Consider the following 19,340-nt stretch of genomic DNA (forward strand, 5'->3'; position numbering starts at 1 on the left):
TCGCCTTCAGGCCGCCACCGAGATCTTCGGTGCCACGCAGGCCCCAACGGCTGCCAGACGCTACACCGTCGTCATATTTGACGAGATCGTCGTGCGAATTGCCAACCTTGGAGTGGTTCGCATAGCTGATACCTGCGTCGATCAACCCGTACAGTGTCACGCTGCTTTGCGCGTGAGCCGCGCCTGCGAACGTGGCGAGAATAGCAGTGGTCAGTACTTTCTTGTTCAAGACGTTTCTCCGATTAGAAAAGATGCGATCGACACGCCACGCTCTACGGCCGGTCATGCGATGGCCCGAAATGTAAGCGACTGCCGGGAACTGAATATGACAGGCCAGTTATTTTTTGAAATGTGTCGCATACGCACGACAGGCGCCGTTTCTCATCGACGAATTCGAGCAGGGCATGCGCGCATATGCTCTGCGTGAGCGACTGCATATGCGTATGACAATTCATTGGTTATCGCCGTGGCTGCACCGTGTGACGATTCCTATCCAACATTCATGGATTCAACGGGGAACGTATGCAGCGCAGAACACTCATCAAGACGCTCGCCGTGCTGGCGGCAGCCGGTGCCACGCTGGCGACAACCCTGGCCCGTGCCGACGACAAGGTCATCAAGGTCGGCACGATGAGCGGTCCCGATGCGCAGATCTGGTCGGTGGTGACGAAGGTCGCGGCGCGCGACGGCCTGACGCTCAAGGTGATCGAGTTCAACGATTACGTGCAGCCGAACGCCGCGCTCGATGCGGGCGATCTCGATGCGAACGGCTTTCAGCATCAGCCGTTTCTGGACAGCCAGATCAGACAGCGGGGCTACAGGATCGTGAACGTCGGCCTGACCTATACGTCGCCGATGGGCTTCTACTCGAAGAAGTACAAGTCGCTGAAGGACCTGCCGGAAGGCGCGAAGGTTGGCATCCAGAACGATCCGTCGAACGGAAACCGTGCGCTGTTGCTGCTGCAGAAATATGGCGTGATCAGGCTGAAGGCGGGCGTCGGGGTAAACGGCGTCAACGCGACACCGCTCGACGTCGCGGAAAATCCGGAGAAAATCAGGCTCGTGGAACTTGATGCCGCGCAGTTGCCGCGCGCACTCGACGATCTCGACGCCGCTTCGATCAACACCGACTACGCGGTGAAAGCCGGTCTGCAGCCGACGAAAGACGCGATCGGCATCGAGGACCTGAAGGGGCCGTACGCGAACCTGATCGCCGTGCGCGAGCAGGACCGCAACAAGCCGTGGGTGAAGAAACTCGTGGCGGCGTACGAATCCGACGACGTGCGCCGGTTCCTCGACACGCAGTTCAAGGGCGCGATTGTGCCGGCGTTCTAGCGCGCTCCTGTGAAACGCGGATGTCCAAACGAAAATCGCCCGCATTAGCGGGCGATTTTCATGGGCGCAGCGGTCATGAAACCACGGAAGCCGTGCTACGCGTCATGCCGACAGCAGCGACCCCGTGCGATACGCCTTCGCGCCTGCCACACGCGCCACTTCCAGCCCGGCGGTCGCGAAGCGCGCGGAATGCCGCGCGTACAGCACGCCGGCCACCGCATTCTTCAGCGTCGCGACATGGCCCGTCAGCGGATCGATGATATCGGCGATCTCGGTGCCTGCATCGACCCACGTGCCCACCTGGGCGCCCGGCCGGTACACGACGACACCCGTGATCGGCGCGACGATTGGTTCGTTGCCGGCGAGCGGCGTAGCGGCGAATTCGAGCGGCGGCATGTCGGCTGCGGTGCCTTCGATCACGCCACGATGCGTCAGATATTCGATGATGCCCTGCGCGTCGCGTTCCGCGAGTTCATACGACACATCGCGCTGGCCGCGCAGTTCGATCGTGACCGACACCGAGCCGTTCGGAATCGGGAAACGGTCGCCGTAGTGGCTACGCAGATCCGACCAGATGAAACTGTGGATTTCGTCGAACGGGTTGCCCATTGAATCGACCGCGAGCAGCGACGCCTTCGAATCCAGATAGCGCGCGAGCGGTTCCACTTCCGGCCAGATGTCCGGGTTCGTGTAGATGTGCATCGCGGCTTCCCAGTCGCAATGCAGGTCGAGCACGACGTCGGCATCGTACGAGAGCTTTTGCAGTGCGAGCCGCTGCGACTCCAGTTCGTTCTTCGGCTGTTGCGCGTCGAGGCCTTCGCGCATCGCGAGGCGGATGGCCTGACGGTTTTCGTCGACGTCGTGTGTGAGACGCGCTTCGATCACAGGTTGCACGAGCCCGGCCAGATCGTAGAAATTGCGGTTGAAGTTCTGGCCGCTGTTCGCTTCGAAGCGTCCCGCCAGATGGCTGTGTACATGCTGGTTCAGGCCGATCGGATTGGCGACCGGCACGAGCACGACTTCGCCGCGCACCTTGCCGGCCGCTTCGAGCGCGGCAAGCTTCTGGCGCAGGACATGCGAAACCAGCATGCCGGGCAGCTCGTCAGCGTGCAGCGACGACTGGATATAGATTTTCTGTCCACCGCCGGCGCCATAGTGAAAACTCGTCAGGTTGCGCGCGGTGCCGAGCGTCGGGGAAATCAGCGGATGGGTCTGGGTTTGCATGGTTCTTCAGACGCCGCGAGCAGCAGGCAGGCAGCGTTTTCGGTTGGTTGCAGGGGATGAAAGCGTTGACAAAGCGAGCGAAAAAATCGTGATAACCAGCGAGTTCTGCTGTCACGAAGCGGGCATGAAGCGGAAGACACGTCGTGACGCTTCGTACACGAACTGGCTGCGAATCCTTCGATCTTAGCCGATTCTGGCGAGGCAGCGTGGTTTCTCCGGCAGGCGCGGCGGATGCCGCGTGCCGCACCGGCCCGCGCCAGCCAGCTGGAGAACGCGTCGTGGCGCCCAAAACAAAACGGGCTCCGCCTGTTCGCGGAGCCCGTTTCCTCAGACCTCGGCGGCGCGCCCGAAGACGTGCCGTCGTGGATCAGCTGCCGTACACGTCGAAGTCGAAGTACTTCTTTTCGAGCTTCTTGTAGGTGCCGTCCTTGATGATCTCAGCAATAGCCTTGTCGACCTTCGCCTTCAGATCCGTGTCTTCCTTGCGCATGCCGATGCCAGCGCCGTTGCCGAGGATCTTCGGATCGTCCAGATCCTTGCCCACGAACTCGAAGCCAGCGCCGCGCGGCGTCTTCAGGAAGCCGATCTCAGCCTGCACTGCATCTTGCAGCGCTGCGTCCAGACGGCCCGACAACAGATCGGCATAGACCTGATCCTGGTTCTGGTACGGCGTGACCTTCGCGCCCTTGGCTTCCCAGTAGGTCTTCGCGTAGGTTTCCTGGATCGTGCCCTGCTCGACGCCCACGTTCTTGCCCTTCAGCGATTCAGCCGTCGGCAGGATGCCCGAACCCTTCTTCGCGATCAGGCGCGTCGGCGTGTTGAACAGCTTCGACGAGAAGGCGATCTGTTCAGCGCGCTGCGGCGTCATCGACATCGACGACAGCACGCCGTCGAACTTCTTGGCCTTCAGGGCCGGGATCATGCCGTCGAAATCGTTTTCAACCCACACGCACTTTGCCTTCAGGCGCTCGCAGATTGCGTTGCCGAGGTCGATGTCGAAGCCGACCAGTTTGCCGTCCGGGCCTTTGGATTCGAACGGAGCGTAGCTGGCGTCGACGCCGAAGCGGATCGTGGACCAGTCTTTAGCGTGTGCGGTAATCGAGACGGTGGCAAGCAGGGCAACCGTCAAAGTCGCCAGCAGTTTTTTCACTTATTTACTCCTCGGAGTGGTTCAGATTGCCCCGCATGGGTTGTGCCGCCGCGGAACACTACCCGGCGCGAGTCGCGACCGGACATGGTTATTGTCTGCCAGCGTGGGCCAGCAGTGCGCGCCAAGCTTACCAAGAAAAAAAATCCGTGTAGCTAGTGAAACACCGGATAGCAAACGGGCGTGCTCTTTCGGCGTCGATGTGCACTTGCAGCAAAAGCGCTCTGAAGATCCGGATGAAAGGCGGATGACAGCTTTGCATCGACGGCTGGAGCCAGGTCCACGCCCCGTGCGCACCAAGTGCACGGCGTCGCCACGTCACGCGGTGCAGCCGGAAACCGGCGGGGTTTCGATCTCCGGCGTGGCGCGGCGGCGCTTTCATCGACGCGCCAGGCACGCCGGACGCGGCTTTGGAGCATGCCCTCTATCGCGGGGGCGATGTGTCGCGCGCGTTAGAATGCATCGAGGCAAGCGGCCATCCGTGGGCCTGACTGGCGACGTCAGGCGTTTTACCCCGTTCAATGGAGACTCGATGAGCGGCCAGTTGATTTACGTAATGGGGCCATCCGGCGCGGGCAAGGACTCGCTGCTCAGCTTTGCGCGCGAGAAAATCCCCGGCGAACCCGTTGTGTTCGCGCATCGTTACATCACGCGTTCGGCAGGCGAGGGGGAAAACCACGTTGCCCTGACGCACGAGGAATTCGAGGCGCGCTCGGCGCTGGGCCTGTTCGCACTAGAGTGGTCGAGCCACGCGTTGCGTTACGGCATCGGCATCGAGCTCGATGCGTGGCTCGCACGCGGCTGCACGGTGGTCGTCAACGGTTCGCGGGCGCATCTGGCGAAAGCGCTGGCGCGTTATCCGCGCGCGGTCGTCGTGCATGTGAATGCGGCGCCCGATATTCTCGAAGCGCGGCTCGGCGCCCGGGCGCGCGAAACGCCGGGGCAGGTTGCCGAACGGCTGGCACGGCGCGCCACCTTCACGTTGCCACAGGGTGTCGCGCTAACCGTGATCGATAACTCCGGTGCGCTCGAAGAAGCGGGGCACGCGTTCGTCGAAGTCGTGCGGCGCGCGGCGACGCGACGATAGCGCCGCCGGCATTTGAATTCGTGCCGTGCCGTGACCTGACCTGACCTGACCGGCCTACAGAAATCCCATCGCCGACGCCTTCAGCGTGGCCGCCGCGCGCGTCGAGCACTCGAGCTTGCGGAACACGCTTTCGACGTGCGTGCGCACCGTGCTCGGGCTCAACTCCAGTTCACGCGCCGCTTCCTTGTTGCTGGCGCCGCGGCTGATCGAACGCAGCACGTCGATTTCGCGCGTCGAAAGAGGCACCCCCTGAGGCCGGTAGCGCAGCCCCTGCTGCGGCGTCGGGCCTGACGCGAGCAGCGCCTCGACGACTTCCGCGTCGAAGCGGCCCTCGCGGGCGTCGGTGCGTAGCGCTTCGGCGGCTTCGGGATCGGTCAGCGCGTCGCGCCACGGACGCGCCGAGCGCAGCGCCACCCACGCCACCGATGCTGCGAGAACGCGCGCCTCCAGCGTCAGCGCCTGGGCGCCCACGCTACGAAAGTAGCCGGAGCCGTCCAGCCGTTCATACGCGTAGGACGCCAGTTCCGCCGCCTGCGCGAGCGCGCCGGTCTGCTTGCCGGCGCGCGCGGTCCAGTACGGCACGAGACGCACTTTTTCCCACGCCGACGCCGACAGGCGCGTGCCGGTGTTCCATACCGCGTTCGGTACGGCGGCGCGGCCGATGCCATGAATCAGGCCCGCGTGATAGACACGCTCCTGCGTCTGCGGCCCGGTTCCCAGCCGCTTGCAGCATGCGACGGCCGTCGCGGCCACGGCGCGCGAATAACCCGTCATCCACGGCAGCTTCAGGTCGATCACGTCCGCGATCAGTTCGGCGGAGGTGGCCTCGCGCATCGGCGGCGTCAGCAGCGCGTCGTCGAGACGCGATATCGGCATCGCGTCGAGCGTGGCCAGCCATTGCGCCGCGTGATCGACGGCAAGCGAAGCGAGCCGCGCGGGATAGCGCGCATCGGCGCGTTGTGCGATCAGCGCGAGCGCGCGCTCGAACCCATAGATGCGGCTGAAGATTTCCAGGTCGCCCGCGAGCGCGACGACGAACACGGCGAGCGGCACCGAGCCGCCCGCCATGCGATCGGGCAGGCCGGTGCCGTCCCACGCCTCGAAAATGTGTCGCAGCGCCGTTTCTGTCCCGCTCGCGAGACCCATCATGTGTGCGACTTCGCCGGATACCTCGCAGTGAATCTTCGCGAAAGGCGTCATCGCGGCGCTCGTGCCGCCTCGAGCGTCGAGCGCGCTGTCCCAGTCGGGGCGCAGCGCAAGCATCGCTTCGCGGCTCGCGATGTCGTCGCCGAGCGCATCGGCGAATTCCGGCGCGTTAGCCGTGCAGCCTGACCAGCGCAGCAGCGACGCTTCGCGCACCGTGTCGCAGCCGGCCGCATCGAAACCGCTTGCCTGTGCGAGTTGCGCGGCGAGCCACGCGGTGCGCAGCGAGTGATCGGTGGGTTGCCCCATGCTCAGGTCGCCGATGAAGGCGAGTGCCTTGACGGCGTCGAACACCCGGATCGCCGATCCATTGTCCTGCTGTGTCTGCATGCTCCCCTGCGCCTCCCGAACCGGCCGTCTTGACGGTGCCTACTATAAACGTGCCAGGGAATTCCAGCCGATGGGTCGGTCATTCGACCGATACCGCGGCGCCGCTCGCCCTGAGATAGTCCGTCTCAATCCAACCGAGGCGAGGAAGCCCATCATGAATACGCTGCTGAAAAAAGTCCTGACGTCCGCGCTGCTGCTTGGCAGCCTGTTTTCGCTGCAGGCGGCACACGCCGCGCCCGCGCAGGACCTGAAGGGCAGGAACGTCGTGCTGGTACACGGCGCTTTTGCCGACGGATCGAGCTGGGACAAGGTCATTCCACTGCTCGAGGCGCGCGGTCTGCACGTGGTCGCGGTGCAGAATCCGCTCAGTTCGCTGAACGACGACGTCGCCGCGACACGGCGCGTGATCGAGCAGCAGGACGGCCCGGTGGTGCTGGTCGGCCATTCGTGGGGCGGCGTCGTGATCACGCAGGCGGGCAATGAAGACAAGGTTAAATCGCTTGTCTATGTGGCGGCATTCGCGCCCGACAGCGGCCAGTCGATCAACGACATGCTGAAGGGCAAGCCGGCGCCGGCGTGGGCGAGCGCCTTGCAGAAGGACTCCGCGGGCTTCCTGACGCTGTCGACCGATGCCGTGATCCATCAGTTCGCGCAGGATCTGCCGCCGGCCCAGGCGCGCCTCGTCGCCGCGACGCAGGGTCCGTGGTTCGCCGGCTGTACCGATGACAGGGTGACCACGGCGGCATGGCACACGAAGCCGTCGGCGTTCGTGATTACCGGCATGGATCACATGATCGATCCGCGTTTGCAGGAAGCGATGGCGAGCCAGATCGGCGCAACCGTCACGCGGGTCAGCGCGAGCCACGTCGCGATGCTCAGCCAGCCGAAAGCGGTGGCGGACGCCATCATCGCCGCGGCGAGCAAGGTGCGGTAAGTATTTTTGAATGGGGAGGGCGCATCCGCGTCGTGCCCGTGCAGAGGGATACGCCCACGCGAAGCACGCGCCTCGCGTGGGCGTACGCCTGTTCGCGTGGCGATTCCGGCCGGCCGGCGCAGGCTGGTTTTAGCGTTCGGGCAGGAACGGGCATCGCATCGAAGCTGGACGGCGTCGATATAATGCTGGCAATTCGCCGTGATATACGGCGCGACCTGCCTGATACGACTGGAGTCAGTGATGAACGTAGCACGGCGTTTTGCCGAAATTGACGACCTGGTTCCCGCCGCCGAAAGTCTGCGCGAGATTCGCCACCACATTCACCATCATCCCGAACTGGCGTACGAAGAAGTCGCCACCGCGGCGCTCGTCGCGGAAAAGCTCGAGGCGTGGGGCTGGCAGGTGACGCGCGGCGTCGGCAGGACGGGCGTGGTGGGTACGATGAAGCTGGGCGCAGGTACACGCAGCATCGGGATTCGCGCCGACATGGACGCGCTGCCGATCGTCGAGCAGACTGGCCTCCCGTACGCGAGCGGCACGCACGGCAAGATGCACGCATGCGGCCACGACGGCCATACGGCGATGCTGCTCGGCGCCGCGCAGCATCTCGCCGCGACGCGCCGTTTTTCGGGCACCGTGCATCTGTATTTTCAGCCGGCCGAAGAAACCGGCATCGACAGCGGCGCGATGAAGATGATCGAAGACGGTCTCTTCGAACGTTTTCCGTGCGACGCCGTGTTCGGCCTGCACAATCATCCGGGCGCCGAGCCGGGCAAGCTGCTGTTCCGCAAGGGCGCGTTCATGGCAGCCGGCGACAAGGCCATCATCAACATCGAAGGGGTCGGCGGTCATGCAGCACGGCCGCATCTGACAGTCGATCCGATCGTGATTGCCGCGAGCATCGTGATGGCGTTGCAGACCGTCGTCGCGCGCAACGTCGATCCGTCGCAACCGGCGGTCGTGACGGTGGGTTCGATGCATTCGGGCATCGCGAACAACGTGATCCCCAGCTCGGCGAAGCTCGAACTGAGCGTGCGCTCGTTCAGCCCGGAAGTGCGTGCATTGCTGAAACAGCGCATCACGGAGCTCGCGGAAGGCCAGGCGGCCAGCTATGGCGGCAAGGCGACTGTCGAATACATCGAAGGCTATCCGGTCGTCGTCAATTCGGACGCGGAAACGGAATTCGCGATCGAAGTGGCACGCGAACTGGTCGGCGACGACAAGGTGGTCGCGCACACCGACCTGCTGATGGGCAGCGAGGATTTCGCGTTCATGTTGCAGAAGCGCCCCGGCACGTTCCTGCGCATCGGCAACGGCGTCGGCGAAGACGGGTGCATGGTGCACAACCCGCATTACGATTTCAACGACTTCAATTTGCCGGTGGGCGCCGCGTTCTGGACGCGCCTCGTCGAGCGGTTTCTCGAGTAGTTCGCCGACGTTCGAACGCGATGCGGCGCGTTGCTAGCCGCGTCGTGCGACCATGTCGGAGACGGTCTGCGCGGCGTGCTGCAGCGGTTCCAGAAACGCCTTCACCATCTGCTTTGCTGAATTGCGCTGCGCGTTGCCGCTGATGTTCATCGCCGCGATCACGCGGCCCTGGCGGTTGCGGATCGGCGCGGACAGCGAGATCAAACCACCTTCCAGTTCCTGGTCGACAATCGCCCACCCCTGGCGGCGCACCTGTGCGATCAGCTTTTTCAGTTCTTCCTTGTCGGTCACGGTGCGCGGCGTGTGCGCGTAGAGTTGCGTCGCGCCGAGCGTCGCGTCGAGCGCGTCGTCGTCGAGCGCGGAGAGCAGCACGCGGCCCATCGACGTGCAGTAAGCCGGCAGACGGCTTCCGATCGACAGGTTGATCGTCATGATCTTGTGCGTCGGCACGCGCAGCACATAGACGATTTCCGTGCGGTCGAGCACGGCCGCCGAGCAGCTCTCGTGCACTTTCCCCGACAGTTCCTCCATCACCGGTTCAGCGAGATTCCAGAACGGCATCGACGTCAGATACGCAAAACCGAGATCGAGGATTTTCGGCGTCAGCCGGAAGAGGCGCCCTTCGGCTTCCACGTAACCGAGCGTCTGCAACGTGAGCAGAATGCGGCGCGCGCCGGCGCGTGTGAGCCCGGCTGCGGCGGCGACGTCGGTGAGCGTCTGTTCGGGGCGCTCCGCGTTGAACGCGCGGATCACCGCAAGGCCGCGTGCAAACGACTGCACGTACGAATCGCCCGGTTTGTCGGGTGCTTCCGGGGTTTGCGCGGCGTTGGCGGACAGCGACGGGGACGCGGGAAGAGCTTTGCTCATGTGCCTCAGGGAAAAAGCGATGGCCGGCGGAGTGGCCTCGAAAGCCGAGACGATAGCGTATGACCCGCGTTTCGCCAACCTTGACGACACCTCAGCGGCGCCGGGACCGCGACTCTTTGTATGATAGACGGACGAAAACCCGTCATGCAGGAGACAGCACGATGCCGCGCTTTGCCGCCAACCTCACGATGATGTACAACGAACACCCGTTCCTCGATCGTTTCGGCGCCGCGGCGCGTGATGGCTTCAAGGGTGTCGAGGTGTTGTTCCCGTACGCGTTTCCCGCTGCCGGTCTGAAAGCGCGGCTCGACGAACATCAACTGACGCAGGCGCTCTTCAATGCACCGTGCGGCGACTGGGCCGCCGGCGACCGGGGCCTCGCATCGGTGCCGGGGCGGGAAGACGAATTCCGGCGCAGCATCGACACGGCGCTGGAATACGCGCGCGTGCTGGGCAACCGGAGGCTGCACGTGATGGCCGGACTGATCGCCGCGGACCAGTCGCGCGAACGTCACCGTGAGGTTTATCTGAAGAACCTCGCGTACGCTGCGCAGGCCGCCCAGGCCGACGGCATCACGGTCGTGATCGAACCGATCAACACGCGCGACATGCCGGGTTTCTTTCTGAACCGTCAGGACGATGCGCAGGCCATCTGCGCGGAAGTCGGCGCATCGAACCTGAAGGTGCAGTTCGACTGCTATCACTGCCAGATCGTCGAAGGCGATCTGGCAGTCAAACTCAGGCGCGATATGGCGCACATCGGGCATATCCAGATTGCAGGCGTGCCGGAGCGGCACGAGCCCGATATCGGCGAAATCAACTATCCGTATCTTTTCGAGCTGATCGATTCGCTGGGCTATGACGGCTGGACCGGTTGCGAATACCGGCCGCGCGCGGGCACGTCAGCCGGGCTCGGGTGGCTCAGGCGCTGGCTGTAACGCGTGCGACGCCGGGACCAGAAATGCGACCATACTCATACGGGCGGCGTGGGCTTTTTCGGCACATTCCGCACTGCACGTATGCCTGTCTTTGCATCTGATGCAGCTTGACACGGGTCGCCGGTAGACCCTACTATCCAGTCTAAATGTTCGCTATTCGATATATTGTTCGTATATAGAACATATTTTGAATCGCGATCCAGTCCTTCCAGTCCCGCGATGAGCGGCGTGGGACGTTGAGAGAATCTGTTCCGCTCATCGCGAACGATGCCTGGCTGTCGGGCGGATTTCGCGTCAGGCGCCGGCTGGAAACACAAAGCGGCGCAGCCTGCAAATGGAGACATCACATGACCGAAGCTTTCCTGTGCGATGCAATTCGTACGCCGATTGGCCGCTATGCGGGTGCGCTGTCGTCGGTTCGCGCCGACGATCTCGGCGCCGTGCCGCTCAGGGCGCTGATGGAGCGCAACAAGGACGTCGACTGGTCGGTCATCGACGATGTGATTTACGGCTGCGCCAATCAGGCGGGTGAAGACAACCGCAACATCGCGCGCATGTCGCTGCTGCTCGCAGGGTTGCCGCTGGACGTGCCGGGTTCGACGGTCAACCGTCTGTGCGGCTCGGGCATGGATGCCGTCGGCATCGCCGCGCGCGCGATCAAATCGGGCGAGGCTGCGTTGATGGTCGCGGGTGGCGTCGAAAGCATGAGCCGCGCGCCGTTCGTGATGAACAAGGCCGGCAGCGCGTTTTCGCGGGAAGCGGCGATCTACGACACGACCATCGGCTGGCGCTTCGTCAACAAGCTGATGAAGCAGCAATACGGTGTCGACTCGATGCCGGAAACCGGCGAAAACGTCGCGCAGGATTACGGTGTGAGCCGCACCGATCAGGATGCGTTCGCGATGCGCAGCCAGCAGAACGCGGCGCGCGCGCAGCGCGACGGCACACTCGCGCAGGAAATCGTGCCGGTATCGGTTGCGCAGAAGAAGGGCGACCCGACCATCGTGTCGCAGGACGAACATCCGCGCGAAACCAGCCTCGAAACGCTGGCGAAACTGAAGGGCGTCGTGCGCCCCGATGGCACGGTGACGGCAGGCAACGCTTCGGGCGTGAACGACGGCGCCGCGGCCCTGCTGCTGGCGAACGAAGAAACCGCGAAGCGCTTTGGCCTCGTGCCGCGCGCACGCGTGCTCGGTATTGCGACCGCAGGCGTCGCGCCGCGTGTGATGGGCATCGGCCCGGCTCCGGCTACGCAGAAACTGCTGGCGCGTCTCGGCATGACGATCGACCAGTTCGACGTGATCGAACTGAACGAAGCGTTTGCGTCGCAAGGTCTCGCGGTGCTGCGGATGCTCGGCGTCGCCGATGACGACGCGCGCGTGAATCCGAACGGCGGCGCGATCGCGCTGGGCCATCCGCTCGGGATGAGCGGCGCGCGTCTCGTCACCACCGCGATGTATCAGTTGCAGCGCACGAAGGGTCGCTTTGCACTGTGTACGATGTGTATCGGTGTCGGTCAGGGCATCGCTATTGCGATCGAGCGGGTTTAAGGTTTTTTTGCTGTAGCGCTTCCTAAGCGTGGAACGGGCATCCGTGGTGGCTAGCGGTTTAAGGAGTGGCCAGGGCCGGTCGGCAGGTTCATTGAGAGCCCCCGGCCTCTGGCGCCAGTCCCTTACCGTGCGTGTCGTTGCCCGAGATTTGATTTAACGCTGAGCCCCGCCAGTCCTGGATTGACCGGACTTGTCTTGCTCCAGAAATATTTCCCTGCCGGAACCCGGCGAAGTCCCCGCCGGGCGACATTCACCGCGGTCTGTCGACGCTATGGGCGAGCGCCCTTCACCGACCTCACAGTGAACCGTAGTGCCAGTCCCTGGGCAATCTGCTCAAATTCATTAGTCACTGTGCCTATCTGCTCAGTATCTGCTCAAAATTTGATTTATCTGCTCATTTTGATAGTATCCGCTCAATACTGAGCAGATACTGAGCAGATACATGGGCAAATTGACCCCCGAAGCTATCCTCGACGCCATCCGACGTCTGGCCCAGGCAGGCGAACTGGCGGTTTCCTCTACTGACGTCATCCGCGCTACGCACGGCAGCTCCGCCACCGTCCGGCGCCATCTGGATGCGCTGTGTTCCAGTGGGCAGCTCACGCGTAGTGGCCAGGCGCGTGCAGTTCGCTACCGGCTGGCTGGGGTGGCTGCGACTGTCCAGACCGCCACCCGCGAAGCGCCTTCCGCCGTCCTGCATCCGGTGTGGTCACTCGACGCCGTTGAGCTTGGCCGCAAACTTGATGCCCCCCTGGCTGCGCGCGACCCGGTCACCTACCGGCGCGAATTTGTCGAGGACTACGTGCCCAATGAGAGCTGGTTGATGCCACAAGCCCTGGCCGAAGAGCTCTATCGTGCCGGTCGCCTGCGCGAACAACAGCCAGCGGGGACCTACGCGCGCAAGGTGCTGGAGCAACTGCTCATCGATCTGTCCTGGTCGTCCTCTCGTCTGGAGGGCAACCGTTACACCCTGCTGGCGACAGAGGAGTTGTTCAGGCGGGGGACCGCCGGCAGCGACGCTGACGCGGTGATGCTACTCAACCACAAAACGGCCATCGAGTTTCTGGTCGATGCAGTACCGTTGCAGGGTCTCTCGGCCGCGCTCATTCAAAACCTTCATGCAGTGCTCATGCAGGACCTTCTGGCCGATACCGATGCGCTGGGCACTATCCGCAAGAAGCTGGTCAACATCAGTGACACGGTCTACGTACCGACGCAAGTGCCGGCCGTGCTCGAGGAGATGCTGGAGATCATTCTGGCCAAGGCCAGGCTCATCAAGAATCCGGTCGAGGCTGCCTTTTTCCTGTGGGTGAATCTGGCGTACCTGCAGCCATTCGAGGATGGCAACAAGCGCACCAGTCGTCTCGCAGCAAACATTCCGCTGATGCTCTATAACTGCGCGCCGTTGTCCTTCCTGGACGTCGATCCTCACGACTATGCCCAGGCGATGCTGGGCGTGTCCGAATTCCGGGATGTCTCGCGCGCAGTGGACCTGTTCGCCTGGAGCTGGCGGCGCTCGATGAAAAAATATGTCGTCGTGATGGAGTCCATGGGCGCCCCGAACCCTCTGAGACTGCGATACCGTGAGCATCTGACCGAAGCCATTGGCCTGGTGGTTCTCGACAGAAAATCCGCGCAGGCTGCAATGGAGAAGTTGGGGCTCACGGAGGACCAGGCCCCGGGCTTCCCGGCGATGTTGCTTGAGGAGCTGAAGAAGCTGGAGGTATTCAACTGCGCGCGGTACCGGCTGACGCTGACCGCCACGCAGGCCTGGATCGACGCCAGCCGGCCGTACTAAACTAATCCGCGACTGTGGACGCGAACCCAGGCTTGTCAGGCCCACAGCCTGCCGGGCGTCGGCATCATGACGGGCTGGGCTTGTACAATCATTTCGCCGGATGCTGTCGATTGTTTCAGCCGGTAGCATGATTCATTCGATGATGTCTTTTTCGCGGTTGACACGCGTTTTTTAGCCGATTCGAAATCGCTGGATCAGCCTTTCAAAGGAGAACGTTCAATGAAGGTAGCGACCGTTGGAACTGCCGTGCTGCTCTCGCTGGCTGCCGCGCAACCTGTCTGGGCGCAGGACTCGCTGGCGAGTTCGGCACAAGGCGTGATCGACGCAGTACAGCCGGTTCACATGAAAGGACAGATCACGGGTATCGAGCCCGCTTCGCGAACGCTGACGGTGAAAGGCGCGGCCGGCAATGTGGTGGTCGTCGTGGTGAACGAAGAGGTCACCGGTTTCGACAAGCTCAAGCTCGGCGACACCGTGGACGTTCTGTACAAGAACGCGCTGCTGCTCACCGCCGACAAGGTCACCGGCCCGGATGCGGGTCTGCGCAAGCGGGTCGATACGCAGGCTTATCAGCCGGCATCGGGCGGCTTCCAGTCGACGCGGCAGATCGAGATTCTGGCGACCGTGCAGAAGATCGATCGCAAGAAGCGCCTCGTGACGCTGCGCGGGGCGTATCAGACTCGGACCGTCGAAGCGCGCCCCGATATCGATCTGAGCGGCGTGAAAGTGGGCGATACCGTGCACGCGGTGTTCGTTTCCGCCGCGGCGGTCAAGGTCACACCGAAGTAAGCGTGTGGCTTCTCGCCCGTCATGAAACGAAAGCCCGTTGCCAGCCGCAACGGGCTTTTTTCATGTGCGCCGCTACGCGCCCTTCGCCACGAACAGCAAAGCTGTCAGCGCCTTACGTCAGCAGCGATGCGGCCCGATGATGTTCAGCTTTGCCATGCGCCGGTACAACGTCGCGCGCGACATCCCTAGCGCCTGTGCCGCTGCGTTGGGACGCCAGTGCTGCTGCGTGAGCACTTCGATAATGCGCGTGCGTTCATCCGTCGGTGCGGGTGCGTGTGACAGTTCGCGTCCGGTAGCGGGTGAAATGAGTGCGGCGATATCCGGCGCGATGTGGCGCATCTCGACCCGTGACAAATCGCATACCGCGCACGCATAACGCAGCACGTTGCGCAACTGGCGGATATTGCCGGGCCACGGTAGCGTCGCCAGCTGTTCTGCAAGATGCGCGTCGAGCATCAGCACGTGAGCGGCGTTCCCGGCTTCTTCATCGAAGACCGCTTCGATCACGTCGCGAATGTCGGCGCGTTCACGTAGTGGCGGCATCGTCAGCGTCGCGCCGCTCAGACGGTAGAACAGGTCCTCGCGAAACGCGCCTTCGCTCACCATCTGCGAAGGGCTGCGATGCGTGGCGCAGATCACGTCGATGTCCACACGCACCGGCACGTCGCCGCCGAGCGGCACGACTTCGCCTTCTGCCAGCACGCGCAGCAGACGGGTCTGCAGACTGAGCGGCATGTCGCCGATTTCGTCGAGAAACAGCGTGCCGCCGCTCGCCATGGCGATCTTGCCGCGCGCACCTCGGCTTCGGGCGCCGGTGAACGCGCCGGGCGCATAGCCGAACAGTTCGCTCTCGATCAGCGATTCAGGAATCGCCGCGCAGTTCACGGCGACGAACGGCCGCGCGCGCCGCTCCCCCGCCTCGTGAATCGCCCGCGCGAACACTTCCTTGCCAACGCCTGTTTCGCCGAGAATCAGGACCGGCAGTCGCTTTCCAGCGATACGCAGCGCAACCTGCGCGTTCTGGGCGATGCGCGGATCGGCGCTATGCAGGAACCGGCTCATCGCACCGGGATGCCGCCCGGCGTGCGATTCACGCGGCGCGGCCGCCGCAGTCGCGGCGACGCGCGTGGACCGCCGCATCGGGGCACGGATGCGCGCGTGCAGCGTGGCGCCCGTCGCGCGCAGGCGCAATCCGGTAATTGCGTCGGTGCGTGCGAGGTCGTGCAGATGAACCTCGGACGTATCGAAGATATCGTCGATGTGGCGCGGTCCGCTCAGGTCCGGAATGCATTCGCGCGCCTTGCGGTTGGCCGTCACGATGTTGCCGCATTCGTCGAACGCAATCAGCAGTTCAGGCTGCGCTTCGACGAAGTTGCGGCTTTGATGGCCGAACAGGATCCAGTGCTGCGTCGTCTGGTTCAGGAAGTAGCCGTCTTCGATCAGCCCCGCGCTTTGACGTACCAGCTGGAACACGAGCCGCTGGCTGTCACGGTTATCCGGCGATTGCACCGCCGAGGCGTCGAGCACGCCGATCAGTTCGCCCGCGGGCGCGAAGATTGGCGCGGCGCTGCACGTCAGCGTCGTGAACGCGGCGCGAAAGTGATCTGTCTTGTGCACCGTGATCGGCGCGAGATCCGTCAGCACGTTCGCGACGCCGCAGGTACCTTCCTCACGTTCGGACCAGCATGAGCCGATGTAAAGACCCGCGTGCCTGAAATGACTGCGCCGGTCGCGATCGATCCGGTAGTCGATCGTCACGCCGTGCGCGTCGGTCAGCATCACGCAGTAATCGGCGACGCGAATCATGTCGTGCAACCGCGACAGGCACTGGCCCGACGCGCGCAGAAAGGCTTCTTCCTTCCCCTGGATTTCGCGCAGTTCCGCTGACGTCAACACGCGCGGACCGATGGCCGAGCCGGGATCGAGCTGCCAGGTTTCGAACGAGCGCTGCCACGAGGACACGAGACGCGGTGAGCCGGCGGGCGCGGGCAGACGTCCTTCGATGGCGCCCCGCACGCGATCGACGTGCTGTGTTTGCGAGACGTAAGGCATGATCGACTCCCGTCGAGCGATGCTGGAGGATTCCTGTTCGACCTTGTAGCACAACTCGAAAGCGCAATCACACTGCATTGCAGCACGAAAGACACTTGAGACGTTCGTCTCAACGCGAGGTGAGACAGTACCGGCCGCCCGCAATCGCACGTCCTGCAAGGCGCGGGCGGATTCGTTCGTCGCATGGCGTAGCGCGTGTGGGCGCGTCGCATCGACGACGAGACGCAGCATGCGTACCAGCGCACGCGTTTTTCCCCATGCGTTGAAACCGCGCCGATCGCGCAAAGCCCTTTAAATACGGGCTTTTCTTCGTATTCTGGTGTGCTGGATGTGTTTTGGCACGTCCCTTGCAGAGTCTCCCTGTACTCGAAGCGCGCGTTGCGTTTCATAAAAAGACCAGTCCGCGCATACGCGGGCAACTCTGGTCGACAGGAGACAACCCCGTGTCCGTTCCCGTCACAGTTGGCGTGATTGCGAATCCTGCGTCAGGCCGCGATATCCGGCGTCTCACGACGTACGCCTCCGTTTTCCCGACGGCGGAGAAAGCCAACATGATCGTGCGGCTGCTCGCGGGTCTCGGCGCGCTCGGCGTCGATCGCGTGCTGACGCTGCGCGACAAGACCGGCGTTTCCGCGTTGCTCCTGCGCGCGATCGAAACACACAGGGCCATCGCCGCACGTCAACGCTGGCCCGAGGTCGAATTCCTTGCATTGCCGTTTTCCGACAGCGTCGCGGATACGCACGTGGGCGTCCAGCACATGGTGCGTGAAGGCGTTGGCCTGATCGCGGTGCTCGGCGGCGACGGTACCCATCGCGCGGCCGCCGCGCATAGTGGCGACGTGCCGCTGCTGACGCTTTCGACTGGTACCAACAACGCGTTTCCCGATCTGCGTGAAGCCACCGTCGCGGGGCTTGCGGGTGCGCTCGTGGCCTCGCGCGCGGTGCCGCCCGACATCGCGCTGGTGCGCAACAAGCGGCTTGTCGTGCGCTGCGTCGACGGCCCAAACCGGGGGCGCGAGGAAATCGCGCTGGTTGACGTGTGCGTGAGCCGTCAGCGTTTTGTCGGGGCCCGCGCGGTGTCCGAGCCGTCCGATATCGAAACGCTCTTTCTGACTTTCGCCGCGCCGGATGGCATCGGCCTGTCGTCGATCGGTGGTGCGTTCGCGCCGGTCGATCGCGCGGCGTCGCACGGCTTGCATCTGACGTTCGCGCGCCCCGGCGAGCCCGGTGTGCCGATCGTTGCCCCGATTGCGCCCGGGCGTGTCGATCAGGTGACGATGCGCACCTGCGAGCGTCTCGAAGCAGGCGCATGGACGCCACTTCACGCAGAGCACGGCACGCTCGCGTTCGACGGCGAACGCGAGATCGAACTCGAACGCGGCGATCGATATGAAGTGATGCTCGACTGGCACGGACCGCTCACGGTCGACGTCGAGCGCGTGCTGCGTTACTCGGCGTCGCGGCAACTCATCCGGGAAGTGGCAGCAGGAGACAGTGTGTAAGAAGTCGGTGTCGCATGAAACGGATTACGTTCGTGTGGCGCTCATTGCAGCAGGCAGTGAAATCAATCAAGGAGACGCACCATGTCTGTTTCAGCACAGTTGGGCAAGGACGAACTGCTGGAGGCGTATCGAATGATGCGCACGATCCGCGAATTCGAGGAACGTCTGCACGTTGAATTCGCGACAGGAGAAATCCCCGGTTTCGTGCACCTGTATGCCGGCGAAGAGGCGTCGGCGGTCGGCACGATGCTGCATCTGAACGACGCCGACTATGTGGCTACGACGCACCGCGGTCACGGTCACTGCATCGCGAAAGGCGTCGACGTGCGCGGCATGATGGCGGAGATTTATGGCCGCAAGACCGGCGTGTGTCACGGCAAAGGCGGCTCGATGCATATCGCCGATCTGTCGAAAGGCATGCTTGGCGCGAACGGTATCGTCGGTGCGGGCGGCCCGCTCGTGTGCGGCGCGGCGCTCGCCGCGAAGCTGAAGAAAACCGGCGGCGTGGGCGTGTGTTTCTTTGGCGATGGCGCATCGAATCAGGGTGTGATCTTCGAATCGATGAATCTCGCTTCGGTGTGGCGGTTGCCGGTGATCTTCGTCGCGGAAAACAATGGCTACGCGGAAGCCACGTCGTCGACGTATTCGGTGGCGACCGACAACATCGCCGACCGTGCGAGCGGCTTCGGCATGCCGGGCGTGATCGTCGACGGCTTCGACTTCTTCGCCGTGCATGAAGCCCTTGGTGAAGCGATCGAACGTGCGCGCGGCGGTGGTGGCCCGACGCTCGTCGAAGTCAAGTTTTCCCGCTATTTCGGGCATTTCGAAGGCGATGCGCAAACCTATCGCGCGCCCGGCGAGGTGCAGAAACTGCGTGACGAAAAGGATTGTCTCAAGCGCTTCGAAGAGCGCGTGGTGCGCGCGGAAATGGCGACGAGCGACGACCTGCGTGGCATCGACGCAAAAGTGAAGACGCTGATCGACGAAGCCGTCAGCGAGGCCAAGGCCGCGCCGATGCCAGGCGCCGAAGACCTGTTGACCGACGTCTACGTGTCATATCCGTAACGTCGTCACGCTGTGGCGCAAACGCGAGACGAACCCGACAGATTCAGCAAGTAACTTGCATGGGACCGGAGTAAGAGCTTTGCATGGGACC

Annotated in this window: 16 protein-coding genes; 10 read left to right on the forward strand and 6 right to left on the reverse strand. The window is 63.5% G+C overall.

All coding sequences use genetic code 11. The features are described from left to right. Window positions 1-229, reverse strand: a 229-nt coding sequence (locus tag LPA37_RS14625; protein WP_229012971.1) for a porin, incomplete at its 3' end; no start/stop codon positions are given. Window positions 230-522: 293 nt separating this feature from the next. Here LPA37_RS14625 and LPA37_RS14630 point away from each other — a divergent pair. Further along, window positions 523-1,335: a MetQ/NlpA family ABC transporter substrate-binding protein gene (locus LPA37_RS14630; RefSeq protein WP_229012972.1), complete on the forward strand. Its 813-nt coding sequence runs from the start codon at window positions 523-525 to the stop codon at window positions 1,333-1,335. 102 nt (window positions 1,336-1,437) lie between these two features. On the opposite strand, the gene LPA37_RS14635 is transcribed toward LPA37_RS14630, so the two are convergent. Together LPA37_RS14635 and LPA37_RS14640 are read right to left on the reverse strand one after the other, a co-directional pair. Then, window positions 1,438-2,559: a succinylglutamate desuccinylase/aspartoacylase family protein gene (locus LPA37_RS14635; RefSeq protein ID WP_229012973.1), complete on the reverse strand. Its 1,122-nt coding sequence runs from the start codon at window positions 2,557-2,559 to the stop codon at window positions 1,438-1,440. Between the two features lie 367 nt (window positions 2,560-2,926). Next, on the reverse strand, window positions 2,927-3,709 hold the full coding sequence (locus LPA37_RS14640; RefSeq protein ID WP_229012974.1) for an ABC transporter substrate-binding protein: 783 nt from the start codon (window positions 3,707-3,709) through the stop codon (window positions 2,927-2,929). A gap of 529 nt (window positions 3,710-4,238) precedes the next feature. Here LPA37_RS14640 and phnN point away from each other — a divergent pair. Next, on the forward strand, window positions 4,239-4,793 hold the full coding sequence (gene phnN / locus LPA37_RS14645) for a phosphonate metabolism protein/1,5-bisphosphokinase (PRPP-forming) PhnN (RefSeq protein WP_229012975.1): 555 nt from the start codon (window positions 4,239-4,241) through the stop codon (window positions 4,791-4,793). Between the two features lie 54 nt (window positions 4,794-4,847). On the opposite strand, the gene LPA37_RS14650 is transcribed toward phnN, so the two are convergent. After that, a complete protein-coding gene (locus tag LPA37_RS14650; RefSeq protein ID WP_229012976.1) occupies window positions 4,848-6,326 on the reverse strand; it encodes an HD domain-containing phosphohydrolase in 1,479 nt (492 codons plus the stop codon). A gap of 154 nt (window positions 6,327-6,480) precedes the next feature. On the opposite strand from LPA37_RS14650, the gene LPA37_RS14655 reads away from it, so the two are divergent. Beyond that, a complete protein-coding gene (locus LPA37_RS14655) occupies window positions 6,481-7,260 on the forward strand; it encodes an alpha/beta fold hydrolase (protein WP_229012977.1) in 780 nt (259 codons plus the stop codon). A 240-nt stretch (window positions 7,261-7,500) separates the two neighbouring features. Beyond that, window positions 7,501-8,688 (forward strand): M20 aminoacylase family protein, encoded by a 1,188-nt coding sequence (locus tag LPA37_RS14660; RefSeq protein ID WP_228980979.1) that lies wholly within the window; start codon window positions 7,501-7,503, stop codon window positions 8,686-8,688. Window positions 8,689-8,721: 33 nt separating this feature from the next. On the opposite strand, the gene LPA37_RS14665 is transcribed toward LPA37_RS14660, so the two are convergent. Beyond that, window positions 8,722-9,555 (reverse strand): IclR family transcriptional regulator, encoded by an 834-nt coding sequence (locus tag LPA37_RS14665; protein ID WP_228980977.1) that lies wholly within the window; start codon window positions 9,553-9,555, stop codon window positions 8,722-8,724. A 161-nt stretch (window positions 9,556-9,716) separates the two neighbouring features. Here LPA37_RS14665 and otnI point away from each other — a divergent pair, with 161 nt between their 5' ends. The 4 genes from otnI (at window position 9,717) to LPA37_RS14685 (ending at window position 14,630) form a co-directional block, all read left to right on the forward strand. Next, window positions 9,717-10,493, forward strand: coding sequence for a 2-oxo-tetronate isomerase (otnI, locus tag LPA37_RS14670; RefSeq protein ID WP_228980976.1), 777 nt, complete (start codon window positions 9,717-9,719; stop codon window positions 10,491-10,493). 347 nt (window positions 10,494-10,840) lie between these two features. Then, a complete protein-coding gene (gene pcaF / locus LPA37_RS14675) occupies window positions 10,841-12,043 on the forward strand; it encodes a 3-oxoadipyl-CoA thiolase (protein ID WP_228980972.1) in 1,203 nt (400 codons plus the stop codon). A 442-nt stretch (window positions 12,044-12,485) separates the two neighbouring features. Continuing rightward, window positions 12,486-13,841 (forward strand): Fic family protein, encoded by a 1,356-nt coding sequence (locus tag LPA37_RS14680; protein WP_229012978.1) that lies wholly within the window; start codon window positions 12,486-12,488, stop codon window positions 13,839-13,841. A 219-nt stretch (window positions 13,842-14,060) separates the two neighbouring features. Then, complete coding sequence (locus LPA37_RS14685) at window positions 14,061-14,630, forward strand: hypothetical protein (RefSeq protein WP_228980964.1); 570 nt, start codon at window positions 14,061-14,063, stop codon at window positions 14,628-14,630. Between the two features lie 117 nt (window positions 14,631-14,747). Here the strand turns inward: LPA37_RS14685 and LPA37_RS14690 are convergent, their stop codons facing one another. Next, on the reverse strand, window positions 14,748-16,682 hold the full coding sequence (locus tag LPA37_RS14690; RefSeq protein WP_229012979.1) for a sigma-54-dependent Fis family transcriptional regulator: 1,935 nt from the start codon (window positions 16,680-16,682) through the stop codon (window positions 14,748-14,750). Between the two features lie 443 nt (window positions 16,683-17,125). On the opposite strand from LPA37_RS14690, the gene LPA37_RS14695 reads away from it, so the two are divergent. After that, complete coding sequence (locus LPA37_RS14695) at window positions 17,126-18,184, forward strand: ATP-NAD kinase family protein (RefSeq protein WP_228980961.1); 1,059 nt, start codon at window positions 17,126-17,128, stop codon at window positions 18,182-18,184. A gap of 81 nt (window positions 18,185-18,265) precedes the next feature. Then, window positions 18,266-19,249 (forward strand): thiamine pyrophosphate-dependent dehydrogenase E1 component subunit alpha, encoded by a 984-nt coding sequence (locus LPA37_RS14700; RefSeq protein ID WP_229012980.1) that lies wholly within the window; start codon window positions 18,266-18,268, stop codon window positions 19,247-19,249. Window positions 19,250-19,340 lie beyond the last annotated feature (91 nt).

The organism is Paraburkholderia gardini (genome assembly GCF_907164545.1).
Taxonomy (GTDB): domain Bacteria; phylum Pseudomonadota; class Gammaproteobacteria; order Burkholderiales; family Burkholderiaceae; genus Paraburkholderia; species Paraburkholderia gardini.